Source organism: Stenotrophomonas sp. YJH_SMC_53 (assembly GCF_059369995.1).
In genome coordinates this window covers 18,811-36,258 of record NZ_JCAFTF010000001.1, presented here as the reverse complement: position 1 = coordinate 36,258, position 17,448 = coordinate 18,811, and the positions used below count along the sequence as shown (strand labels likewise).

General features: G+C 67.2%; 18 protein-coding genes. 11 read left to right on the top strand and 7 right to left on the bottom strand.

Features of this window, described 5'->3' with window-relative positions; translation table 11 throughout:
* Positions 1 to 24: 24 nt before the first annotated feature.
* The gene (locus AC5P7X_RS00170; RefSeq protein WP_005419845.1) at positions 25 to 354 is read right to left on the bottom strand and encodes a J domain-containing protein; all 330 of its coding nucleotides are present in this window, start codon (positions 352 to 354) and stop codon (positions 25 to 27) included.
* A gap of 141 nt (positions 355 to 495) precedes the next feature.
* On the opposite strand from AC5P7X_RS00170, the gene AC5P7X_RS00165 reads away from it, so the two are divergent.
* The 8 genes from AC5P7X_RS00165 (at position 496) to AC5P7X_RS00130 (ending at position 8,297) form a co-directional block, all read left to right on the top strand.
* Positions 496 to 1,422 carry a phosphoribosylaminoimidazolesuccinocarboxamide synthase gene (locus AC5P7X_RS00165; RefSeq protein ID WP_032954595.1) on the top strand — a complete coding sequence of 309 codons (927 nt, stop codon included), beginning with the start codon at positions 496 to 498 and terminating at the stop codon, positions 1,420 to 1,422.
* A gap of 135 nt (positions 1,423 to 1,557) precedes the next feature.
* Positions 1,558 to 2,043 (top strand): Mpo1 family 2-hydroxy fatty acid dioxygenase, encoded by a 486-nt coding sequence (locus tag AC5P7X_RS00160; protein ID WP_053497697.1) that lies wholly within the window; start codon positions 1,558 to 1,560, stop codon positions 2,041 to 2,043.
* A 331-nt stretch (positions 2,044 to 2,374) separates the two neighbouring features.
* Entirely contained in the window at positions 2,375 to 5,203 is a 2,829-nt protein-coding gene (locus tag AC5P7X_RS00155) for a monovalent cation/H+ antiporter subunit A (protein ID WP_329841869.1), read from the top strand.
* Positions 5,203 to 5,595 carry a Na+/H+ antiporter subunit C gene (locus AC5P7X_RS00150; protein ID WP_005419863.1) on the top strand — a complete coding sequence of 131 codons (393 nt, stop codon included), beginning with the start codon at positions 5,203 to 5,205 and terminating at the stop codon, positions 5,593 to 5,595. The genes AC5P7X_RS00155 and AC5P7X_RS00150 overlap by 1 nt, the downstream gene beginning before the upstream one ends.
* Positions 5,592 to 7,127: a monovalent cation/H+ antiporter subunit D gene (locus tag AC5P7X_RS00145; RefSeq protein ID WP_495214307.1), complete on the top strand. Its 1,536-nt coding sequence runs from the start codon at positions 5,592 to 5,594 to the stop codon at positions 7,125 to 7,127. The genes AC5P7X_RS00150 and AC5P7X_RS00145 overlap by 4 nt, the downstream gene beginning before the upstream one ends.
* Positions 7,124 to 7,630 (top strand): Na+/H+ antiporter subunit E, encoded by a 507-nt coding sequence (locus tag AC5P7X_RS00140; protein ID WP_005419867.1) that lies wholly within the window; start codon positions 7,124 to 7,126, stop codon positions 7,628 to 7,630. The genes AC5P7X_RS00145 and AC5P7X_RS00140 overlap by 4 nt, the downstream gene beginning before the upstream one ends.
* Entirely contained in the window at positions 7,627 to 7,911 is a 285-nt protein-coding gene (locus tag AC5P7X_RS00135) for a K+/H+ antiporter subunit F (protein WP_005411334.1), read from the top strand. The genes AC5P7X_RS00140 and AC5P7X_RS00135 overlap by 4 nt, the downstream gene beginning before the upstream one ends.
* A complete protein-coding gene (locus AC5P7X_RS00130; protein ID WP_005419868.1) occupies positions 7,908 to 8,297 on the top strand; it encodes a Na+/H+ antiporter subunit G in 390 nt (129 codons plus the stop codon). The genes AC5P7X_RS00135 and AC5P7X_RS00130 overlap by 4 nt, the downstream gene beginning before the upstream one ends.
* Before the next feature lie 135 nt (positions 8,298 to 8,432).
* On the opposite strand, the gene AC5P7X_RS00125 is transcribed toward AC5P7X_RS00130, so the two are convergent.
* On the bottom strand, positions 8,433 to 9,398 hold the full coding sequence (locus tag AC5P7X_RS00125) for a sodium:calcium antiporter (protein WP_138952254.1): 966 nt from the start codon (positions 9,396 to 9,398) through the stop codon (positions 8,433 to 8,435).
* Positions 9,399 to 9,470: 72 nt separating this feature from the next.
* Positions 9,471 to 10,127, bottom strand: a complete 657-nt coding sequence (locus AC5P7X_RS00120; RefSeq protein WP_138952252.1) for a hypothetical protein — start codon at positions 10,125 to 10,127, stop codon at positions 9,471 to 9,473.
* 125 nt (positions 10,128 to 10,252) lie between these two features.
* On the opposite strand from AC5P7X_RS00120, the gene AC5P7X_RS00115 reads away from it, so the two are divergent.
* Entirely contained in the window at positions 10,253 to 10,786 is a 534-nt protein-coding gene (locus tag AC5P7X_RS00115) for a hypothetical protein (RefSeq protein WP_138952250.1), read from the top strand.
* Between the two features lie 84 nt (positions 10,787 to 10,870).
* Here AC5P7X_RS00115 and hmgA read toward each other — a convergent pair whose 3' ends face one another.
* Positions 10,871 to 12,169: a homogentisate 1,2-dioxygenase gene (gene hmgA / locus AC5P7X_RS00110; protein ID WP_495214305.1), complete on the bottom strand. Its 1,299-nt coding sequence runs from the start codon at positions 12,167 to 12,169 to the stop codon at positions 10,871 to 10,873.
* Between the two features lie 85 nt (positions 12,170 to 12,254).
* On the bottom strand, positions 12,255 to 13,367 hold the full coding sequence (gene hppD, locus AC5P7X_RS00105; protein ID WP_181453257.1) for a 4-hydroxyphenylpyruvate dioxygenase: 1,113 nt from the start codon (positions 13,365 to 13,367) through the stop codon (positions 12,255 to 12,257).
* Positions 13,368 to 13,496: 129 nt separating this feature from the next.
* Here hppD and AC5P7X_RS00100 point away from each other — a divergent pair, with 129 nt between their 5' ends.
* On the top strand, positions 13,497 to 13,988 hold the full coding sequence (locus AC5P7X_RS00100; RefSeq protein ID WP_005419884.1) for a MarR family winged helix-turn-helix transcriptional regulator: 492 nt from the start codon (positions 13,497 to 13,499) through the stop codon (positions 13,986 to 13,988).
* Positions 13,989 to 14,367: 379 nt separating this feature from the next.
* Positions 14,368 to 15,423, top strand: coding sequence for a PDDEXK nuclease domain-containing protein (locus AC5P7X_RS00095; protein WP_235642978.1), 1,056 nt, complete (start codon positions 14,368 to 14,370; stop codon positions 15,421 to 15,423).
* A 31-nt stretch (positions 15,424 to 15,454) separates the two neighbouring features.
* Here AC5P7X_RS00095 and AC5P7X_RS00090 read toward each other — a convergent pair whose 3' ends face one another.
* Together AC5P7X_RS00090 and AC5P7X_RS00085 are read right to left on the bottom strand one after the other, a co-directional pair.
* Positions 15,455 to 16,594 (bottom strand): hypothetical protein, encoded by a 1,140-nt coding sequence (locus AC5P7X_RS00090; protein WP_053497713.1) that lies wholly within the window; start codon positions 16,592 to 16,594, stop codon positions 15,455 to 15,457.
* Positions 16,595 to 16,825: 231 nt separating this feature from the next.
* On the bottom strand, positions 16,826 to 17,431 hold the full coding sequence (locus AC5P7X_RS00085) for a thioredoxin family protein (protein WP_053497714.1): 606 nt from the start codon (positions 17,429 to 17,431) through the stop codon (positions 16,826 to 16,828).
* Positions 17,432 to 17,448 lie beyond the last annotated feature (17 nt).

The window sequence follows — 17,448 nt, the reverse complement described above, 5'->3', positions numbered from 1 at the left end:
GCCTTGCAACGAGGGGAAAGTGGGTCAGCGCTTGCGCAGGGACTTGATGCGGTCGTAGGCGGCATTGATCCGCCGCGACTTCTGCTCGGCCTGCTGCTGCAGCTCGGGGGCGGCGCCGCCAAGCTTGTCGGGGTGGTACTGCGAGATCAGCTTGCGGTAGGCGCGTTCGATCTCGGCATCGGTGGCTTCGGAAGTCAGCCCCAGCTCCCGGTACGGGTTCTCCTTGTTCAGGCGGAACCAGTCCGAATCAAAGGCATGGCCGATCAGCAGGCCGACCACCGCGCCGAACAGCGGATTGGGCCGGAACAGCAGGGCGCCGGCGATGAATCCGAGCAGTTTTCCGTACCAGCGCATGGCGCTCCGGGGTCGACCGACGAAATGGACGCTCATTTTACGTCACAGCGGGCCCGGAGGGCTTTACACTAGGCCGCCCGCTGGTCAGCGGGCCCGCCGGGTCCGTTGGGCAGCCGTATCGACAACGCCCCAGGAGTGCCCGTGCCAACCACGCTGTTGCAATCCGATCTCCCCGGCCTGCCCTTGCGCCACCGCGGCAAGGTGCGTGATGTGTTCGATATCCCGCGCGAGCGGCTGCCCGCAGGGACCCCGCCGGGCGACTACCTGCTGATGGTGGCCACCGATCGCCTGTCGGCGTTCGACGTGGTCCTGCCCGACCCGATCCCGGGCAAGGGCGAGATGCTCTGCCAGGTCTCCAACTTCTGGTTCGCCAAGACTGCGCACCTGATGCCCAACCACCTGACCGGCATCGACGTGGCCAGCGTGCTGCCCGAAGGCGTGGATCCGGCCCTGTACGCCAAGCGCGCGGTGGTCACCCGCAAGCTGAAGCCGGTGCCGGTGGAAGCGATCGCCCGCGGCTACCTGATCGGCAGCGGCTGGAAGGATTACCAGCGCACCGGCAAGGTCAGCGGCATCGACCTGCCCGATGGCCTGCGCCAGGCCGAACAGCTGCCCGAGCCGATCTTCACGCCCTCGACCAAGGCCGCGGTCGGCGACCATGACGAGAACATCGATTTCGACGCGATGGTGAAGCAGGTCGGTGCGGAACTGGCCGAGCGGGTGCGCGACGCCACCCTGCGCATCTACAAGTTCGCCGCCGATTACGCCCGCGAGCGCGGCATCATCCTGGCCGACACCAAGTTCGAGTTCGGTACCGACGCCGATGGTCGGCTGTACATCATGGACGAGATGCTGACGCCGGATTCCTCGCGTTACTGGCCGGCCGACGAGTACGAAGTGGGCACCAGCCCGCCGAGCTACGACAAGCAGTTCGTGCGCGATTACCTGGAGACGCTGGACTGGGGCAAGACCGCCCCGGGTCCGAACATCCCGGCCGACATCATCGAGCGCACCCGCGCCAAGTACGCCGAGGCGCTGCAGCGCCTGGCCGGGATCAGCGTCGACTGACCCGCCTGCGCCCCCAGCCGGAAAGGCTGGGGGCGCGTTCGGTAGTGCCGGCCGCTGGCCGGCAACGTCGACGAACACCTGCAGCCAGGCATGGCCTGGCTCTACTGACGGGCCCGGCGGGAGTATGCTGGCCGCATGCAGACATCCACCGAGCTTGCGCGGCCGATCGACCGCTATTTCGCCAGCTACTCCGACGACCACCGCAACGTGATCAACCAGCGCATCCACGTGGTGGCGGTGCCGGCGATCCTGTGGTCGGTGGTGGCCCTGCTGTGGTGCCTGCCGCCGCTGATCACCTGGTTCCAGTACGGCATCTGGTCGGCGTTCGCGATGTTCAGCGCCTGGTGCTTCTACAACAAGCTGTCGCGCCCCCTGGGCATCGGCATGCTCGTCCAGTTCTTCGTATTCGGCTGCCTGTGCCGCCTGCTGGAGGCCGAGATCGGCCTGCATGCGCTGCGCTGGCTGGCGGTGGGCGTGTTCGTGGTGGCCTGGATCGCGCAGTTCATCGGCCACACGTTCGAGGGTCGCAAGCCCAGCTTCCTGACCGACCTGACCTACCTGCTGATCGGCCCGGCCTGGGTGATGGCCAAGTTCTATCGCAAGCTCGACTGGCGCTACTGATCGCGGGCGGCCGACAGCGGCCGTCGTTTCCTGAACGGGCGAATTCCATCACCCACGCTCCACGGCGGCCCTGCCAGCCTGCGCCGGTGACTCGCTCCCCGCTTCCCGTCCGTTGACGGCAGCCCCTGTGCGACAGGGCCTGCGGTCTCCCTGCGTGGGCGTAGGGGGTCCCCGAGAGCAACCCGGGAGGGACTGCAGGAACGTGATGTTGCGCCGCAGAAAAAATGAATCAGCGAACGTTACATGCAATTGATCGCTGTTCGATGGGTTTCGGCGACATTTCGCAGCCTGTTATTCTCCCTGACCTGCTCGTGAATCATGGATTCCCTGCATGCTCCCCAGCCTGCCCCTGCTGCTGGCCCTGCCGTTCCTGATGGCAGCGGCTGTTGCGGCCTTCCCCCGTAGTTCGCGCTCGACTGCTGCCTGGCTGGCGGCACTGGCGCCGTTGGGCGGGCTGGCCATCCTCGGCTGGCTGACCCCGGCAGTACTCGATGGCCAGGTGGTCCGCACCCTGGTCCCCTGGCTTCCACAGATCGGGCTGGACTTCACCCTGCGCCTGGACGGGCTGGCCTGGATGTTCGCCGGGCTGGTGCTCGGCATCGGCGCCCTGGTGGTGCTGTATGCGCGCTACTACCTGAGCCAGCAGGACAACGCGCACCGCTTCTACTGCTACCTGCTGCTGTTCATGGGCGCCATGCTGGGGATGGTGCTGTCGGGCAACCTGCTGTTGCTGATGATCTTCTGGGAAATGACCAGCATCAGCTCGTTCCTGCTGATCGGCTTCTGGTCGCACCGCCAGGACGCACGCGAAGGCGCGCGCATGGCGTTGGTGATCACCGGCGGCGGCGGCCTGGCCCTGCTCGGTGGCGTGCTGCTGATCGGCCGCATCGTCGGCAGCTTCGACCTGGATGTGGTGCTGGCCGCCGGCGAGCAGATCCGCGCCAGCACGCTGTACCCGTACGCCCTGTTCCTGGTGCTGGCCGGCATCTTCACCAAGAGCGCGCAGTTCCCGTTCCACTTCTGGCTGCCGCACGCGATGGCAGCGCCGACCCCGGTCTCGGCCTACCTGCACTCGGCCACCATGGTGAAGGCCGGCGTGTTCCTGCTGGCGCGGCTGCATCCGGCGCTGGCCGGCAGCGACCTGTTCTTCTATACGGTCAGCGGCATCGGCGCGCTGACCCTGCTGATCGGTGCCTGGAACGCGATCTTCCAGCACGACCTGAAAGGCCTGCTGGCGTACTCGACCATTTCCCACCTGGGCCTGATCACCCTGCTGTTCGGCCTGTCCACGCCGATGGCGGTGGTCGCCGGCGTGTTCCACATCCTCAACCACGCCACCTTCAAGGCCTCGCTGTTCATGGCCGCCGGCATCATCGATCACGAAACCGGCACCCGCGACATGCGCAAGCTGGGGGGGCTGCGCAGGCTGATGCCGTTCACCAGCGCGCTGGCGATCATCGCCTCGCTGGCGATGGCCGGGATCCCGCTGCTCAACGGCTTCCTGTCCAAGGAAATGCTGTTCGCCGAAGCGATTACGGCCGGCGGCCCGGGCATCATGCGCACGGCGGTGTCGATCGCTGCGTTGCTGGCAGGCGTGTTCGGCGTGGCGTACAGCCTGCGCTTCGTGCACGACACCTTCTTCGGCGCTGGCCCGCACGACCTGGACCGCGTGCCCCACGAGCCGCCGCGCTGGATGAAGGTGCCGGTGGAGCTGCTGGTGGTGATCTGTGTGGCGGTGGGCGTGGCACCCGCACTGACCGTCGCGCCGGTGCTGCACGCCGCTGCGGCCTCGATCCTCGGCACCGCCATGCCCGAATACAGCCTGGCGGTGTGGCACGGCTTCAACCTGCCGCTGGCGATGAGCGCGATCGGCGTGGTCGGTGGCGTGGCGCTGTACTTCGGCCTGCGCAGGCTGATCAACCTGCATGCCGTGGCCAATGTCAGCACGGGCCGCAATGTGTTCCACGCCCAGCTGGACGCCGTGTCCGCGCTGGCGATGCGCCTGACCAATGGCATCGCCAATGGCAGCCTGCAGCGCATGCTGCTGGGCCTGGTGCTGGTGGCGATCGTGGTTGCCGCTGCGCCGTTCGTGGCCAACCCAGCCTCGCCGAACTGGACCGCGCCGCAGCCGATTCCGCTGCTGGGTTGGGCCCTGTGGCTGGTGATGATGGCCTGCGCGGTCGCCACCCTGCGCATCTACAAGCAGCGCCTGCTGGCGGTGCTGCTGGTCGGCGGCGTCGGCCTGATGGTGGCGCTGACCTTCGTGTTCCTGTCCGCGCCCGACCTGGCCCTCACCCAGCTGCTGGTGGAGATGGTGACGCTGGTGCTGATGCTGCTGGGCATGAATTACCTGCCCGCGCAGTCCGGGCCTGAGCGGCCGCGCTGGCGCAAGCGCCGCGACGCGGTGATCGCGATCATCGCCGGTGCCGGGCTTGGCGCGCTGGCCTATTCGGCGATGACCCTGCCGCCGAACACCATGGCCGGCGAGCTGCTCGCCCGCGCGTTGCCCGAGGCCTACGGCCAGAACGTGGTCAACGTGATCCTGGTCGACTTCCGCGGCTTCGATACCTTCGGCGAGATCACCGTGTTCGGCATCGCCGCGCTGGTGGTGCATGCGCTGCTGCGGCGTACGCGGATGGCACCGGAGCAGATCATGCCCGGCCCGCCGATCAAGCTGCCGGTGCCGGCCGACCTGGCGCAGATCATGTTCCCGCTGACCCTGACCGTGTCGATTTTCCTGTTCCTGCGCGGGCACAATGCACCGGGTGGCGGCTTCATCGCCGGCCTGGTGTTGGCAGTGCCACTGCTGATCCAGTACGTGATCCAGGGCACTGCATCGGTGGAGTCGCGCTTTGGCTTCGACTACATCCGCTGCATCGGCATGGGCCTGCTGATCGCCCTGCTCAGCGGCAGCGCCTCGATGCTGTTCGGCGTGCCGTTCCTGACCAGCGGCCATCTCGACCTGCACCTGCCGCTGATCGGCGACGTACCGCTGGCCAGCGCAATCGGCTTCGACATCGGCGTCTATCTGGTGGTGTTCGGCGGCGCCATGCTGATGCTGTCGATGATGGGCACGATCAAGCCGTCGCGAACCCGCACCGCCCGCAAGGGTGAGATCGACCTGCAACGCCGCTCGGCACGCACCGGGGAGATGCACTGATGGAACTGGCCCTGGCTACCGCGATCGGCGTGCTGACCGCCATCGGCATCTACCTGCTGCTGCGTGCGCGCAGCTTCGATGTGATCCTCGGCATGACCTTCCTGTCCTACGCCACCAACCTGCTGATCTTCGCCGGCGGCCGCGTGGTGCTGGGCAAGGCGCCGGTGCTGCAGGAAGGCGTGGACAGCCACCTGGGCAACTACACCGACCCGCTGCCACAGGCGCTGGTGCTGACCGCGATCGTGATCGCCTTTGCGATGACCGCGGTGAGCATTGTGCTGGCCATGCGCAGCCGCAGCGACAACCACAGCGACCACGTGGATGCCCACGAGCCGGATGACGACCTGCAGGACGAGCGCGTGCCGCCGCGCCAGGGCGAGGACCGCGCATGAACCACCTGGTGATCCTGCCGATCCTGATTCCGCTGCTGGGTGCGGCACTGTCGCTGTTCGTCGAACACCGCCGCTATGGCCCCAGGGTGCAGCGCGCGGTGGCCTGGACCTCGCTGTCGGCGCTGGCGCTGGCGGTCGGATTGCTGTTCGCCAGCACGGCCAGTGGCGAGATCAACGTCTACCTGCTCGGCGACTGGCCGTCGCGGCTGGGCATCGCACTGGTGGCCGACCGGCTGTCGGCGTGGATGCTGCTGACCACCCTGCTGCTGGCCATTCCCTGCCTGCTGCACGCCTGCTCGGGCTGGGACCGCCGCGCGCCGCACTTCCATGCGCTGTTCCAGTTCCAGCTGGTCGGTCTCAACGGTGCGTTCCTGACTGGCGACATCTTCAACCTGTTCGTGTTCTTCGAAGTGATGCTGATCGCCTCCTACGGCCTGCTGCTCAGTGGTGGCCGCGGCCTGCGCATGCGCATCGGCCTGCATTACGTGGTGTTCAACGTCACCGCCTCGACCCTGTTCCTGGTCGCGCTGGGCCTGCTGTATGCCTCGCTGGGCTCATTGAACATGGCCGAGCTGTCGCAGCGCATCGCCGAGGTACCGCCGGCACAGCTGACCCTGGTGAAGGCGACCATGGGCCTGTTGCTGCTGGTGTTCTGCGCCAAGGCCGCGCTGATGCCGCTGTACCTGTGGCTGCCGGAAGCCTATTCGCGCGCACCGGCGGCGGTGGCGGCGCTGTTCGCGATCATGACCAAGGTCGGCCTGTACTCGGTGCTGCGCATCCAGATGCTGTGGTTCGGCGACGATGCCGGCGCGATGGCCGGCTATGGCCGCGACTGGCTGCTGTGGGCCGGCGTCGCGACGCTGGTGCTGGGCGGCCTCGGCGCGCTGGCCGCGACCCGCCTGCGCGTACTGATCTCCTACCTGGTGATCGTGTCGGCGGCCACGCTGTTCATCGCCTTCTCGGTGGGCACGCCACAGGTGCTCTCGGCTGGCCTGTACTACCTGCCACACAGCAGCTTCGTCGCTGCCGCGCTGTTCCTGGTTGCCGATCTGATCCGTCGCCGTCGCGGTGGCGCCAGCGACCGCAAGGAAGTGGTCGCGCCGATGCCAGGCAAGGAGACGCCCGCCGTGTTGTTCCTGATCGGCGCGGTGTCGGTGGCCGGCCTGCCGCCGCTGTCCGGTTTCCTGGCCAAGGCTGCGCTGCTGGCCGGCATGCCGGCGCAGTACACCGGCCCGGTCTGGACCGCCGTTCTGGTCAGCAGCCTGCTGGTGATCATGGGCCTGACCCGGGGGGGCATCCGCCTGTTCTGGCGCGTGCCCCCGGTCGATCCGGAAGCGCCGGTACCGCGCAAGGCGCGGCTGCGCCGGGTCGAGCTGTACGCGGCCTGCATCCTGCTGGCCTACGGCATCGGCATGACCCTGGCCGCAGCACCGCTGATGCGCTACACCGACGCCACCGCCGCGCAGCTGCTGCACCCCAGCGAGTACGTGCAGCAGCTGCGTGCGACTGCACCGGAGATCCGCCAGCCATGACCGCCCAGCGCTCCCTGTTCCGTCGCCTGATTCCGTCGCCGATGCTGAGCATCATGGTGGTGGCGTTCTGGCTGCTGATGTCCGACAGCTTCACCCTTGGCCAGATCGTGCTGGGCCTGCTGCTGGGCGTGGTGGTGCCGCTGTTCGCCGCACGCCTGGACCGCGAGTTCGCCCGCATCGGCACCCTGCGCCCGTTGCCGAAACTGCTGTGCGTGACCCTGTGGGACATCCTGATGTCCAACATCCGTGTCGCCCTGCAGGTACTGGGGCCGGAGAAGAACATCCACCCCGGTTTCATCTGGCTGCCGCTGGACATTGCCAACATCCATGGCATCGCTGCGCTGACCAGCATGATCACGCTGACCCCGGGCACGGTCTCGGCCGCGCTCAGCGACGACCGCAAGTACCTGCTGGTGCACGTGCTGCACCTGGAGGACCCGCAGGACCTGATCGATACGATCAAGCGCCGTTACGAGGCGCCGTTGATGGAGATCTTCCCATGACCGGTTTTGAAGTCATCCAGACCACCCTGGTGGTGTGCATGCACGTGGTCGGCCTGGCGATGCTGCTGGCCACCTGGCGGCTGTTGCGCGGGCCGACCGTGCCCGACCGCATCCTCGCGCTGGACACGCTGTCGGTGACCGCGATCGCTGAGCTGATGCTGTTCGGCATGTACCTCAACTCGCCGATCTACTTCGAGGCGGCGCTGATCATCGCCATGCTCGGCTTCGGCAGCACCGTGGTGCTGAGCAAGTTCGTGCTGCGCCGGGACATCGTCGAATGATCACCGCGATCCAGATCGTCCTGTCGATCCTGCTGCTGTTCGGCTGCTTCTTCATCCTGGTCGGCGCACTGGGCCTGGTGAAGCTGTCCACCTTCTTCAAGCGCCTGCACGCACCGACCAAGGCCAGCACGCTGGGCGTGGGCTGCGTGCTGGTGTGCTCGGTGTGCTACCACATCTTCCTCGGCCAGGACCCGCAGCCACGCGAGCTGCTGATCACCGTGTTCCTGTTCATCACCGCACCGATCAGCGCGCACATGATGGCCAAGGCGGCGTTGTCGCTGCTGATGGAAACCCGCCCCAGCCTGCCGGGCAACGAGCCGGCCGCCGAGGAGCAGCTGCCGCCGCCGGAACCGGTGCGGGAAGAAGAAACCACGCAGAACCGGTAAATCCGGTAGCGGCCGACCTTGGTCGGCGCATTGTTTGCGCGAGTGCCAACCAAGGTTGGCACCCACCGGGTGATCGGTGGTGGGTGCCGACCGTTGGTCGGCACGAAATCAACCGCATCCACGCATGGCGTGGATCTACAACGCCGGTGCGCCCACCAGCAGCAGCTCCAGCACGAACCAGCCTACGAACGCGACCAGCAGGATCCCGCCTTCGCCACGACTGATCTTCAGGTCGCCGCGCAGCATCGGGTACAGCACCAGCGCGAACGCCAACAGCGCCGGCAGTTCCAGGCGCACGAACGAGGCCGGCAAGGCCAACGGCTGCAACACCGCCATCGCGCCGATCACCAGCAGCAGGTTGACCACGCTGGAACCCAGCACGTGGCCGAGCACCATGTCGCCATGCCCGCGACGCGAGGCGGCAATGGCGGTGGCCACCTCGGGCAGTGCGGTGCCGATCGCCACCGGCAACAGGCCGACCAGCAACGGCGTCCAGCCCAGTGCGGCACCGAAGTCGGCGGCAGCCCCCACCACCAGGCGCGCGCCCCAGTACAGGGTCAGTGCGGCGATCAACACGCGCAGCACGTTCAACGGCAGGCTGGTGCGGCTCAGCGCGGATTCGGCGATGGCGGCCTGCACCTCGGCGCTCTCGACGCGGCCGCGGCGCAGCAGCAGCACCTGCACGACGATGAAGCCCGCCACCAGCACGCCGCCTTCCCAGCGCACCAGGCGACCATCCAGGCCGAACAGGATCAGCAGCACGGCGGCCGCCAGCAGCGACCACCACAGCACCGCCTGCAGGCGCGCGCGCAGCAGCAGGGGCGCGGCGATGGCGGCCACGGCCAAGGTCAGGCCCAGATTGACGATGCTGCTGCCGACCGCATTGCCCAGCGCCAGCTCTGGTTGGCCCACCGCCAGCGCGCGTGCGTTGACCGCCAGTTCCGGCAACGAGGTGGTCACGCCGAGCAGCAGCAGCCCGGCAGTGAACGGGCTGGCCCCGAAGCGCTGGGCCAGGCCAGAGACGGCCTTGACGATGGAGTCCCCGCCCAGTGCCAGCAGCAGCAGGCCGAGCAGGAACCAGGCAATGGCAATGGCGATCATCGAGCACTCCCCAGCAGTGGTGGCGCGATTCTACGCTTGGCCCGAGCGCATGGCTGGGCGATGGATCAAGGATCAGCCACAGCCTTCCGCATAGTCGACCTGCGGGGTCTGCCCGACCCGCCAGGCCCCCACCCGGCCATCGGCACCGAGCGCGAAGTCGATCACTGCCCCGCCCTCCTGCGCCGGCCGCACGCGCAGGTGCTGGGCCTTCTCGTCGTACTTGTCGGGACCGACGTCTGCGCGCTCGGGATACAGCACCTGCAGCTCGCCCAGGGTCATGCCGACCTTGCCGCCGCCCGGTGCGGTGATGGCGGCGCTGCGCACGTCGTAGCGCACCAGCTTGCGGCCTTCGATCATCAGCCGCGGGTCCTCGGCATCCTGCGGGCGAAGGAAGTAGCAGCCGTCGTTGCCGTCGTCGGTGGACAGCGGCTTGCCGGCGGCATCGGTGCCCAGCCCCTGCAGTGGCGTGCCAAAACCACTGCGGACTTCGGCGATGCCGGTGCCCAGCTTCGCACCCGCGAAGCCGTCCAGGCGGGCCGGACTGTCCTTGCGGAGGTCGTTCGCCGGGCGGGCCGCCAGATCAGGATCCGTCGACTGGGCCGGACCGGTCGCCGAGGCGGTTTCCGCCGGGGTATCGCTGCCGCTGCCGGCGGCGCCCTGCTTGTCGGGGCCGCCACTGCATGCGGCGAGCGAAAGGAGCAACAGACCAGCAATCGGGAGGTGCTTCATCGGTGCGGTTCCCTGGCACGAAGGTAGCTGCACGCTAGCGCAGCGCGCGTGCAGGCGCTGCATTGTCATCGCGGTTTCATCGCCCTCGTTCAGGCTCGGCATGCACCGACCTGGCTGTCCCTTCCATGCTACCGCGCAAGACCGAACTCGCCCGAACCGCGCTGCAGGCCCATCGCGCGCCGCTGGACATGCGCCAGCGCCGGTTGCTGATCCTGTGCGACGGCCAACGCAGCATCACCGACCTGACCGGTCTGCTCGGCCAGGATGCGCCCGCGATGGTCATCCAGCTGGTGCAGGCCGGCTACCTGAGCACCGGCACCGGTGCCGCAGCCCCGCCACCGCCGCCGGCAGCCACGGTAGAGCCGCAGCCCGCGAGACCTGCCGCAGCTGCTGCCACAGCGGTCGAACGCCGCCGCTCGCTGGTGTCCGCGCGCATCTATGTGCTGGGCATCCTGGAAATGCAGCGCCACCCGCAGGCGGCGGCGCTGTTCCGCGACCTGCAGCAGGCACGCGCCGAAAGTGAAGTACTGCAGGTGCTGCACTCGGCGATGCGGATGCTGCCCGGGCTGACTTCGGAAGGCTATTGCCAGCGTGTACGCCAACGCCTGCTGGAAGCGCTGCCGTTGGAGCACTGCGACGCGTTCGCCGAGGTGGCCTGAAGAAAAAGGGGACGGAGGGGATTAAGTCGTTTCAAGCACACGTGTGCTGATTGCGGCTTAATCCCCTCCGTCCCCTTTTTCGGGTCAGCGGAAGTTGTTGCGCAGGCCGTTCCAGCACTGCTGGTAGTCGCCCTGGCGGTGGCCGGCGGCCAGCGCCTGTGCGGTCGGGCGGATCACCGCGCGGGTCTCGAACATGAAGGCCATCGTGTCCTTGATCACGTCCGCCTTGGACAGATCGGCATTGGACGCCTTGTCGAAGGTCGGCGCGTCCGGGCCGTGGCCGCTCATGCAGTTGTGCAGCGATGCGCCACCCGGCACGAAGCCTTCGGCCTTGGCATCGTAGGCGCCATGCACCAGGCCCATGAACTCGCTGGCGATGTTGCGGTGGAACCACGGCGGGCGGAAGGTGTCCTGCGCCACCAGCCAGCGCGGCGGGAAGATCGCGAAGTCCATGTTGCTGGTCCCCGGCGTGTCGCTGGGCGAATGCAGCACCAGGAAGATCGACGGATCCGGGTGGTCGTAGCTGATCGAACCGAGGGTGTTGAAGCGGCGCAGGTCGTAGCGGTACGGCGCGTAATTGCCGTGCCAGGCCACCACGTCCAGCGGCGAATGGTCGATCGGCGCACGCCACAGGCGGCCCTCGAACTTGGCGATCAGCTCGAAGTCACCGTCGATGTCCTCGAACGCTGCGTGCGGGGTCTCGAAGTCGCGCGGATTGGCCAGTCCGTTGGAACCGATCGGGCCTAGGTCGGGTAACTTCAGCAGCGCACCGTAGTTCTCGCAGATGTAGCCGCGACTGGGGCCGTCCGGCAGCTCGACGCGGAAGCGCACGCCGCGCGGGATCACCGCGATCTGCTGCGGCTCGATCTCGATCACGCCCAGCTCGGTCAGCAGGCGCAGCGCGCCCAGCTGCGGCACGATCAGCAGCTCACCGTCGGCATCGTAGAAGTAGCGGCCGACCATGTCGCGGTTGGCAGCGTAGAGGTGGATGCCCACGCCAGCATGCGCGTCGGGCGAACCGTTGCCACCCATCGTGTACAGGCCTTCGACGAAGTCGGTCGGCAGCTCCGGCAGCGGCAGCGGACTCCAGCGCAACTGGTTCGGCGAGGCCGGCTGTGCGCCGAAATCACATTGCAGCTGCGACTGCGCGAACAGGGTGAACTCGCCATGGGTCACCGCCGGACGGATCCGGTACAGCCAGCTGCGGCGATTGCTGCCGCGCGGCGCGGTGAAGGCGGTGCCGGTCAACTGTTCGGCGTACAGGCCGTGGGCCACCTTCTGCGGCGAGTTCTGCCCGACCGGCAGCGCGCCGGCGACGGCCTCGGTGGCGAACTCGTTGCCAAAGCCGGACTGGTAGCCGCGGGCGGTGATGGCGGGGGACATGGGAACTCCAGAGATGGCCGGCCAGCGGCCGGCACTACCATTCGGACAGGCAATGTCGACCGTAAGCCGACATGGCCTGCAGACCTTACAGCACGCCGCGGCGGATCTGGTCGCGCTCGATGCTCTCGAACAGCGCGGTGAAGTTGCCTTCGCCGAAGCCCTCGTTGCCCTTGCGCTGGATGATCTCGAAGAAGATCGGGCCGATGCAGTTCTGGGTGAAGATCTGCAGCAGCTTGCGCTGGTGGGTTTCCGGATCGGCATCGATCAGGATCTTGTTCTTGGCCAGGCGCGGTACGTCTTCACCGTGGTTCGGCACGCGCTGGTCGATCACGTCGAAGTAGGTCTCCGGCGTGTCGAGGAAGTCCACGCCCTGCGCGCGCATCGCTTCAACGGTCTCATAGATGTTCTCGGTGAAGCAGGCGATATGCTGGATGCCCTCGCCCTTGTACGCGTCCAGGTACTCGTTGATCTGGCTCTTCGGGTCGGACGATTCGTTCAGCGGGATGCGCACGATGCCGTCCGGCGCGGTCATCGCCTTGGACACCAGGCCGGTCTTCAGGCCCTTGATGTCGAAGTAGCGGATCTCGCGGAAGTTGAACAGGCGCTCGTAGTAGTCCGACCACTGCTGCATGTTGCCGAAGTACAGGTTGTGGGTCAGGTGGTCGATGAAGGTCAGGCCGAAGCCCACCGGGTGCAGGTCGGCACCGGCGATCGGCTCGTAGTCGCCGTCGTAGACGCTGCCGGCCGCGCCGTAGCGGTCGACCAGGTACAGCATGCAGTCGCCGATGCCCTTGATGACCGGCGCGCTGACCGCCTTGCTGTCCGGCTTGAAGGCGATGGCTTCGGCGCCGTTGCCCAGCGCGGCCTGGTAGACCTCCTGGCCCGGCTTCTTGAAGCGGATGGCGAAGCCGCAGGCGCACGGACCGTGCTTTTCGGCGAAGTCGGCGGCGAACGAATCGGGGTCTTCGTTGACCAGGAAGTTGACGTCGCCCTGGCGATAGACGGTAATCGGACGCTGCTTGTGCTTGAGCACCGCGCTGAAGCCCATCTTCCGGAAGTACTCGTGCAGCTCCTGGCCGCGGCCGGCCGGGGCGGCGAATTCGACGAACTCGAAACCGTCGATGCCCATCGGGTTCTCGAAGGTGGTGACCTGCATGCCGGGGTTGGGGTGCGAGGCGGTCGGGACTGCGGTATTCATGGCGTGGCTCCGAATCGGTACCGCATCGGTACAAACCAGGTGCGGGCAGGTAGGGACCCGGCGAGAATGCAGGGTCTGGACCTACCCCTTATAGTTACACTTGAAACCACCAGCAAGGTGCACCGCAACATGAGCCCCGATCCCGCCTCGACCCGCCTGCGTGCCTCGCACGTCCTGCTCGACCTGGAACAGTTCCTGCCGTACCGGCTGAGCGTGCTGTCCAACCGGGTCAGCGGCAACATCGCCAAGCTGTACGGCGATCGTTACGGTCTGGCGATCCCCGAGTGGCGGGTGATCACCATCCTGGCGCTGTACCCGGGCTCCTCGGCCAGCGAGGTCTCCGACCGCACGGCGATGGACAAGGTGGCGGTCAGCCGCGCCGTGGCCCGCCTGCTGGAGCGCGGCTTCATCAAGCGCGAGACGCATGGCGACGACCGCCGCCGCTCGGTACTGGCGCTGTCGGCCGCCGGTTTCGAGGTGTACGAGACCATCGCGCCGATGGTGATCGAGATCACCCGCAAGCTGATGTCGGTGCTGAGCGAGGAGGAAGAGCAGGTGCTGGAAAAGCTGATCCTGCGCCTGGCCGGCGAAGGCCTGGAGCGGATGGGCGAAGGGGTCTGAAAGAAAAAGGGGACGGAGGGGATTAAGTCGTTTTGGGCCCCAAGTCGCGGGTGCCGACCCTGGCCGGTAGCGGAACAGCGGCTGGGCGATTGTCGTCCGCCACCTTTGATCTGACGGGACCCGCTCTTTGGCGGGCTGTGGGCCGGCCACAAACAAGGCCATCGGACACATTCACTTCCCGCGGAACCCGTCCTGAAGTGTCGCCCTCGCCCGGCGGCATTTCCGCATTGGCCCGATACGGCCCGTTTCCGCGAGGCTGGTGTATCGAAACAGGCTGATCCAGTGAGTTCTCCTATTGGACTGTCCGTGTGTACGGCCTGACGGTAAGCGTTCAACGGGTACCAGCCCGGCCATGGATCCACATCGGACGGGCTCCCTCATGGATGACTCGCGTTCAACGCTGCCGCATGGCCAGGAATTGCTGGCCGATCTCAGAGCGCTGATCTGTGCCGCGCGCAGCAGGATGCACAGAACCATCAACGCCGAACTGACCCTGCTGTACTGGCGAATCGGGCGTCGCATCCATGTTGACCAGATGGCTGGGCAACGTGCGCGCTACGGAGAGGTCCTCTTCCCACGGATAGCCAAGGCGCTGTCCGCCGAGTTCGGTACCTCCTTCGGTGAGAAGAGCTTGCGCAGGATGGTGCAGTTCTCCACCGCATTTGCAGATGAGCAGATTGTCGTATCGCTGATACGACAATTGAGCTGGACTCACTTCATCGCGCTGATCCCACTGGCGGATCCGCTCAAGCGCGACTTCTATGCGCAGATGGCCGCCACCGAGGGCTGGAGCATGCGCACATTGCGCCAACGCATCGATTCGATGCTGTACGAGCGCACGGCGCTTTCCAGTCAACCCGAGCAGACCATCGCCGAAGAGTTGGCAGCACTGCGCGGCAACCAGCAGCTGTCTCCGGGGCTGGTACTGCGTGATCCCTACGTACTGGATTTTCTTGGCCTGAAGGACAGCTGGGATGAGCAGGACCTTGAAAGCGCGATCCTTCGCGAGATGCAGGGCTTCCTGCTCGAACTTGGCACGGGTTTCAGTTTCGTCGCCCGCCAGAAGCGCATCCAGATCGATGGTGATGACTTCCACCTGGACCTGCTGTTCTACAACCGGCGTCTGCGCAGGCTGATCGCCATCGAGCTGAAGATCGGCGAGTTCAAGCCCGCCTACAAAGGGCAGATGGAACTCTACCTTCGATGGCTGGACCGCTACGAACGTGAGGACGGCGAGCAGGCGCCGTTGGGCATCATCCTCTGCACAGGGAAGAAGGCCGGCCAGATCGAATTGCTGGAGCTGGACCGCTCAGGCATCCATGTTGCGGAATACCTGACCACCCTGCCCTCTCGTGAGGTCCTCGAGCAAAGATTGCAGACCGCCATGGAGCGGGCCCGGCAACAGCTGCAGACTGCGGCACCCAGCCCCCTGTAGATCCGCGCCGTGCGTGGATGGCGCCCGCGCCTCAGCTCAGGTGCTTGCGCCGTGCGTGGATCCACGGCACGGCCAGTGCTGCGATGGCGCCGCCGGCGAAGCCCAGCGAGGCGGCAACCGTGGCGGCTTCGACGGCCCCGGGCAGCGCCAGCGCCGCAGCCACCAGCAGCAGCGACGGCAGGCCGACGAAGGTGCCCAGGAAGAAATGCCAGCGCGGTGACCATGTATTGAGCTGCAGCAGGCTGACCGGTTGCCAGGTGTCGGACGCGGCATCCTCGGCGATCTTCGCCACTACCTTGCCCAGATCCACTTCCGGCAGCGCGCGCCCCGGGCGGACGGTCGCCAGCAGTTCGGCCACCGCCTCCACCGGTGGGAAGCTGGACGGCCACGCCACCGGGGCCGGCACGCCGTAAGCGGTCAGCAGCGGCACGCTCAGCCACGGCGCCACCAGCGGGCGCATGCGGCGGCGGCCATGCACGCACCAGATCTGCGGCTGTCCATGCGCGGTGACGTTGTACAGCGCCAGTTCGTTGGCGGGCGGATAACCCAGCATGGTCACCCGCGCCGCCAGACTGTCCTGGCCCATCGCACGCAGGAAGCCCGGGCGGCTGCGCCCTTCCTGCATCCACGCCAGGCCCAGCGCACCCACCAGGTACGCCTCCGCCACGTCCTTGCTGCCCGCAGTGGCGCGCTCATCACTGGCCAGGTACCACGCCAACGACTTCGGCTCGGCGACATCCTCCAGGCCCCATCGGCTGTCATCCCCCAGCACGTGCCGCACCGGCAGGCGGGCAGGCGCAGTTTCGCCACGCTCCCCGGTCTGCAGGAACGGCAGCACGCCCTGGATGAAGGTGGACAGCTCGATCGCGCGCGCGCCATGGCCCTGCCATTCCGGCGGCAGCAGCCCGGCCAGCTGGCCCTCGGCCGCCAGCGCATCAAGCCGCGCCTTCTGCTCGACCAGCTTCTGTACCGCGCCCTTCAACACCACGTTGTCGGGCAACGCGATCTGCGGCAGGCGGTGACGGGGCGGGGCCAGTTCGACGGTGTCCTCGCCGGTGCCGGCGTCGTCCAACAAGGTTTCCTGCGCCGGCAAGGTCACGCCTTCGCCTGCCCCACCCTCGGCCAGGTGGCTGGCAGGTTCGGGCAATCGTTCGGCGTGGTCGCTGTGCATGGGCGTTCCGGTAGGTTGCGTCGACGGGGCGTCGACTGAAGTCCTTGCCGGTAACGGCGAGCGCGTTGCGATATTGAGATGCCGATTTCGGGAATGTGACCGCAACCACAGTAGATCCACGCCATGCGTGGATGCGACCCGACGTCAGTGCCGACCAACGGTCGGCACCCACCGGGGTAGGCGGCCACGGTCGGCCCCCACCACAGCTGCCGGCCAGCGGCCGGCACTACCCTACTCCGGTTTATCAGGTGCCCACTGCTTGAGGAACGCGCTCACCCGCGCAGGCTGGAAGGCTTCGCCCCTGCGCAGTTCGCCGGTGGCCTGCGAGACCAGCAGGCTGCCATCGGCGTCCAGTACCAGCAGGTGCGGGTAGTCGCGCTCCATCACCGGGAACTGGGCGAAGAAGGCGGTGTTGGGCTGTTCGTCGCTCGCGTTGACCTTCACCCACACGTAGTGGGCGTCGCGGAAGCGGCGCAGGTCGCCGTTGCCCTCGACCATTTCGTCCAGCGCCCGGCAGCGCTCGCAGGCGGCGTTGCCGATCTCGAGCAGGATGCGCTTCTTGCCGCGCTGGGCTTCCACCTTGGCGGTGGCCAGGTCATCGGCGGGGTCGCGGGCCGGGTCGAACTGCGCGCCGAGCCCGGCGATGGCGGCAATGTCCGCCGCCACCGGGGTGTTGCCCGAGGCCACCGGTTCGCTGGGGTCAGCGACCGGTGGCTCGGTGGGCCGGGTATCCAGGGGCTGCGTGGGCTCGGCGGTGGCAGGCGGTTGCGGTTGGGAACAGGCGCCGATCAGCGCCGCACAGACCACCACCATTGCACCACCGAGCTTGCTGCGCATGCTTTCTACCCTCGCTT

Bases quoted from the DNA above. Each gene is read 5' to 3' on its own strand.
- AC5P7X_RS00145 (WP_495214307.1), top strand. From the start codon at position 5,592: ATGAACCACCTGGTGATCCTGCCGATCCTGATTCCGCTGCTGGGTGCG.
- AC5P7X_RS00115 (WP_138952250.1), top strand. From the start codon at position 10,253: ATGCTACCGCGCAAGACCGAACTCGCCCGAACCGCGCTGCAGGCCCAT.
- AC5P7X_RS00140 (WP_005419867.1), top strand. From the start codon at position 7,124: ATGACCGCCCAGCGCTCCCTGTTCCGTCGCCTGATTCCGTCGCCGATG.
- hppD (WP_181453257.1), bottom strand. From the start codon at position 13,367: ATGAATACCGCAGTCCCGACCGCCTCGCACCCCAACCCCGGCATGCAG.
- AC5P7X_RS00085 (WP_053497714.1), bottom strand. From the start codon at position 17,431: ATGCGCAGCAAGCTCGGTGGTGCAATGGTGGTGGTCTGTGCGGCGCTG.
- AC5P7X_RS00130 (WP_005419868.1), top strand. From the start codon at position 7,908: ATGATCACCGCGATCCAGATCGTCCTGTCGATCCTGCTGCTGTTCGGC.
- AC5P7X_RS00160 (WP_053497697.1), top strand. From the start codon at position 1,558: ATGCAGACATCCACCGAGCTTGCGCGGCCGATCGACCGCTATTTCGCC.
- AC5P7X_RS00155 (WP_329841869.1), top strand. From the start codon at position 2,375: ATGCTCCCCAGCCTGCCCCTGCTGCTGGCCCTGCCGTTCCTGATGGCA.
- AC5P7X_RS00170 (WP_005419845.1), bottom strand. From the start codon at position 354: ATGCGCTGGTACGGAAAACTGCTCGGATTCATCGCCGGCGCCCTGCTG.
- AC5P7X_RS00090 (WP_053497713.1), bottom strand. From the start codon at position 16,594: ATGCACAGCGACCACGCCGAACGATTGCCCGAACCTGCCAGCCACCTG.
- AC5P7X_RS00125 (WP_138952254.1), bottom strand. From the start codon at position 9,398: ATGATCGCCATTGCCATTGCCTGGTTCCTGCTCGGCCTGCTGCTGCTG.
- AC5P7X_RS00100 (WP_005419884.1), top strand. From the start codon at position 13,497: ATGAGCCCCGATCCCGCCTCGACCCGCCTGCGTGCCTCGCACGTCCTG.
- hmgA (WP_495214305.1), bottom strand. From the start codon at position 12,169: ATGTCCCCCGCCATCACCGCCCGCGGCTACCAGTCCGGCTTTGGCAAC.
- AC5P7X_RS00135 (WP_005411334.1), top strand. From the start codon at position 7,627: ATGACCGGTTTTGAAGTCATCCAGACCACCCTGGTGGTGTGCATGCAC.
- AC5P7X_RS00095 (WP_235642978.1), top strand. From the start codon at position 14,368: ATGGATGACTCGCGTTCAACGCTGCCGCATGGCCAGGAATTGCTGGCC.
- AC5P7X_RS00150 (WP_005419863.1), top strand. From the start codon at position 5,203: ATGGAACTGGCCCTGGCTACCGCGATCGGCGTGCTGACCGCCATCGGC.
- AC5P7X_RS00120 (WP_138952252.1), bottom strand. From the start codon at position 10,127: ATGAAGCACCTCCCGATTGCTGGTCTGTTGCTCCTTTCGCTCGCCGCA.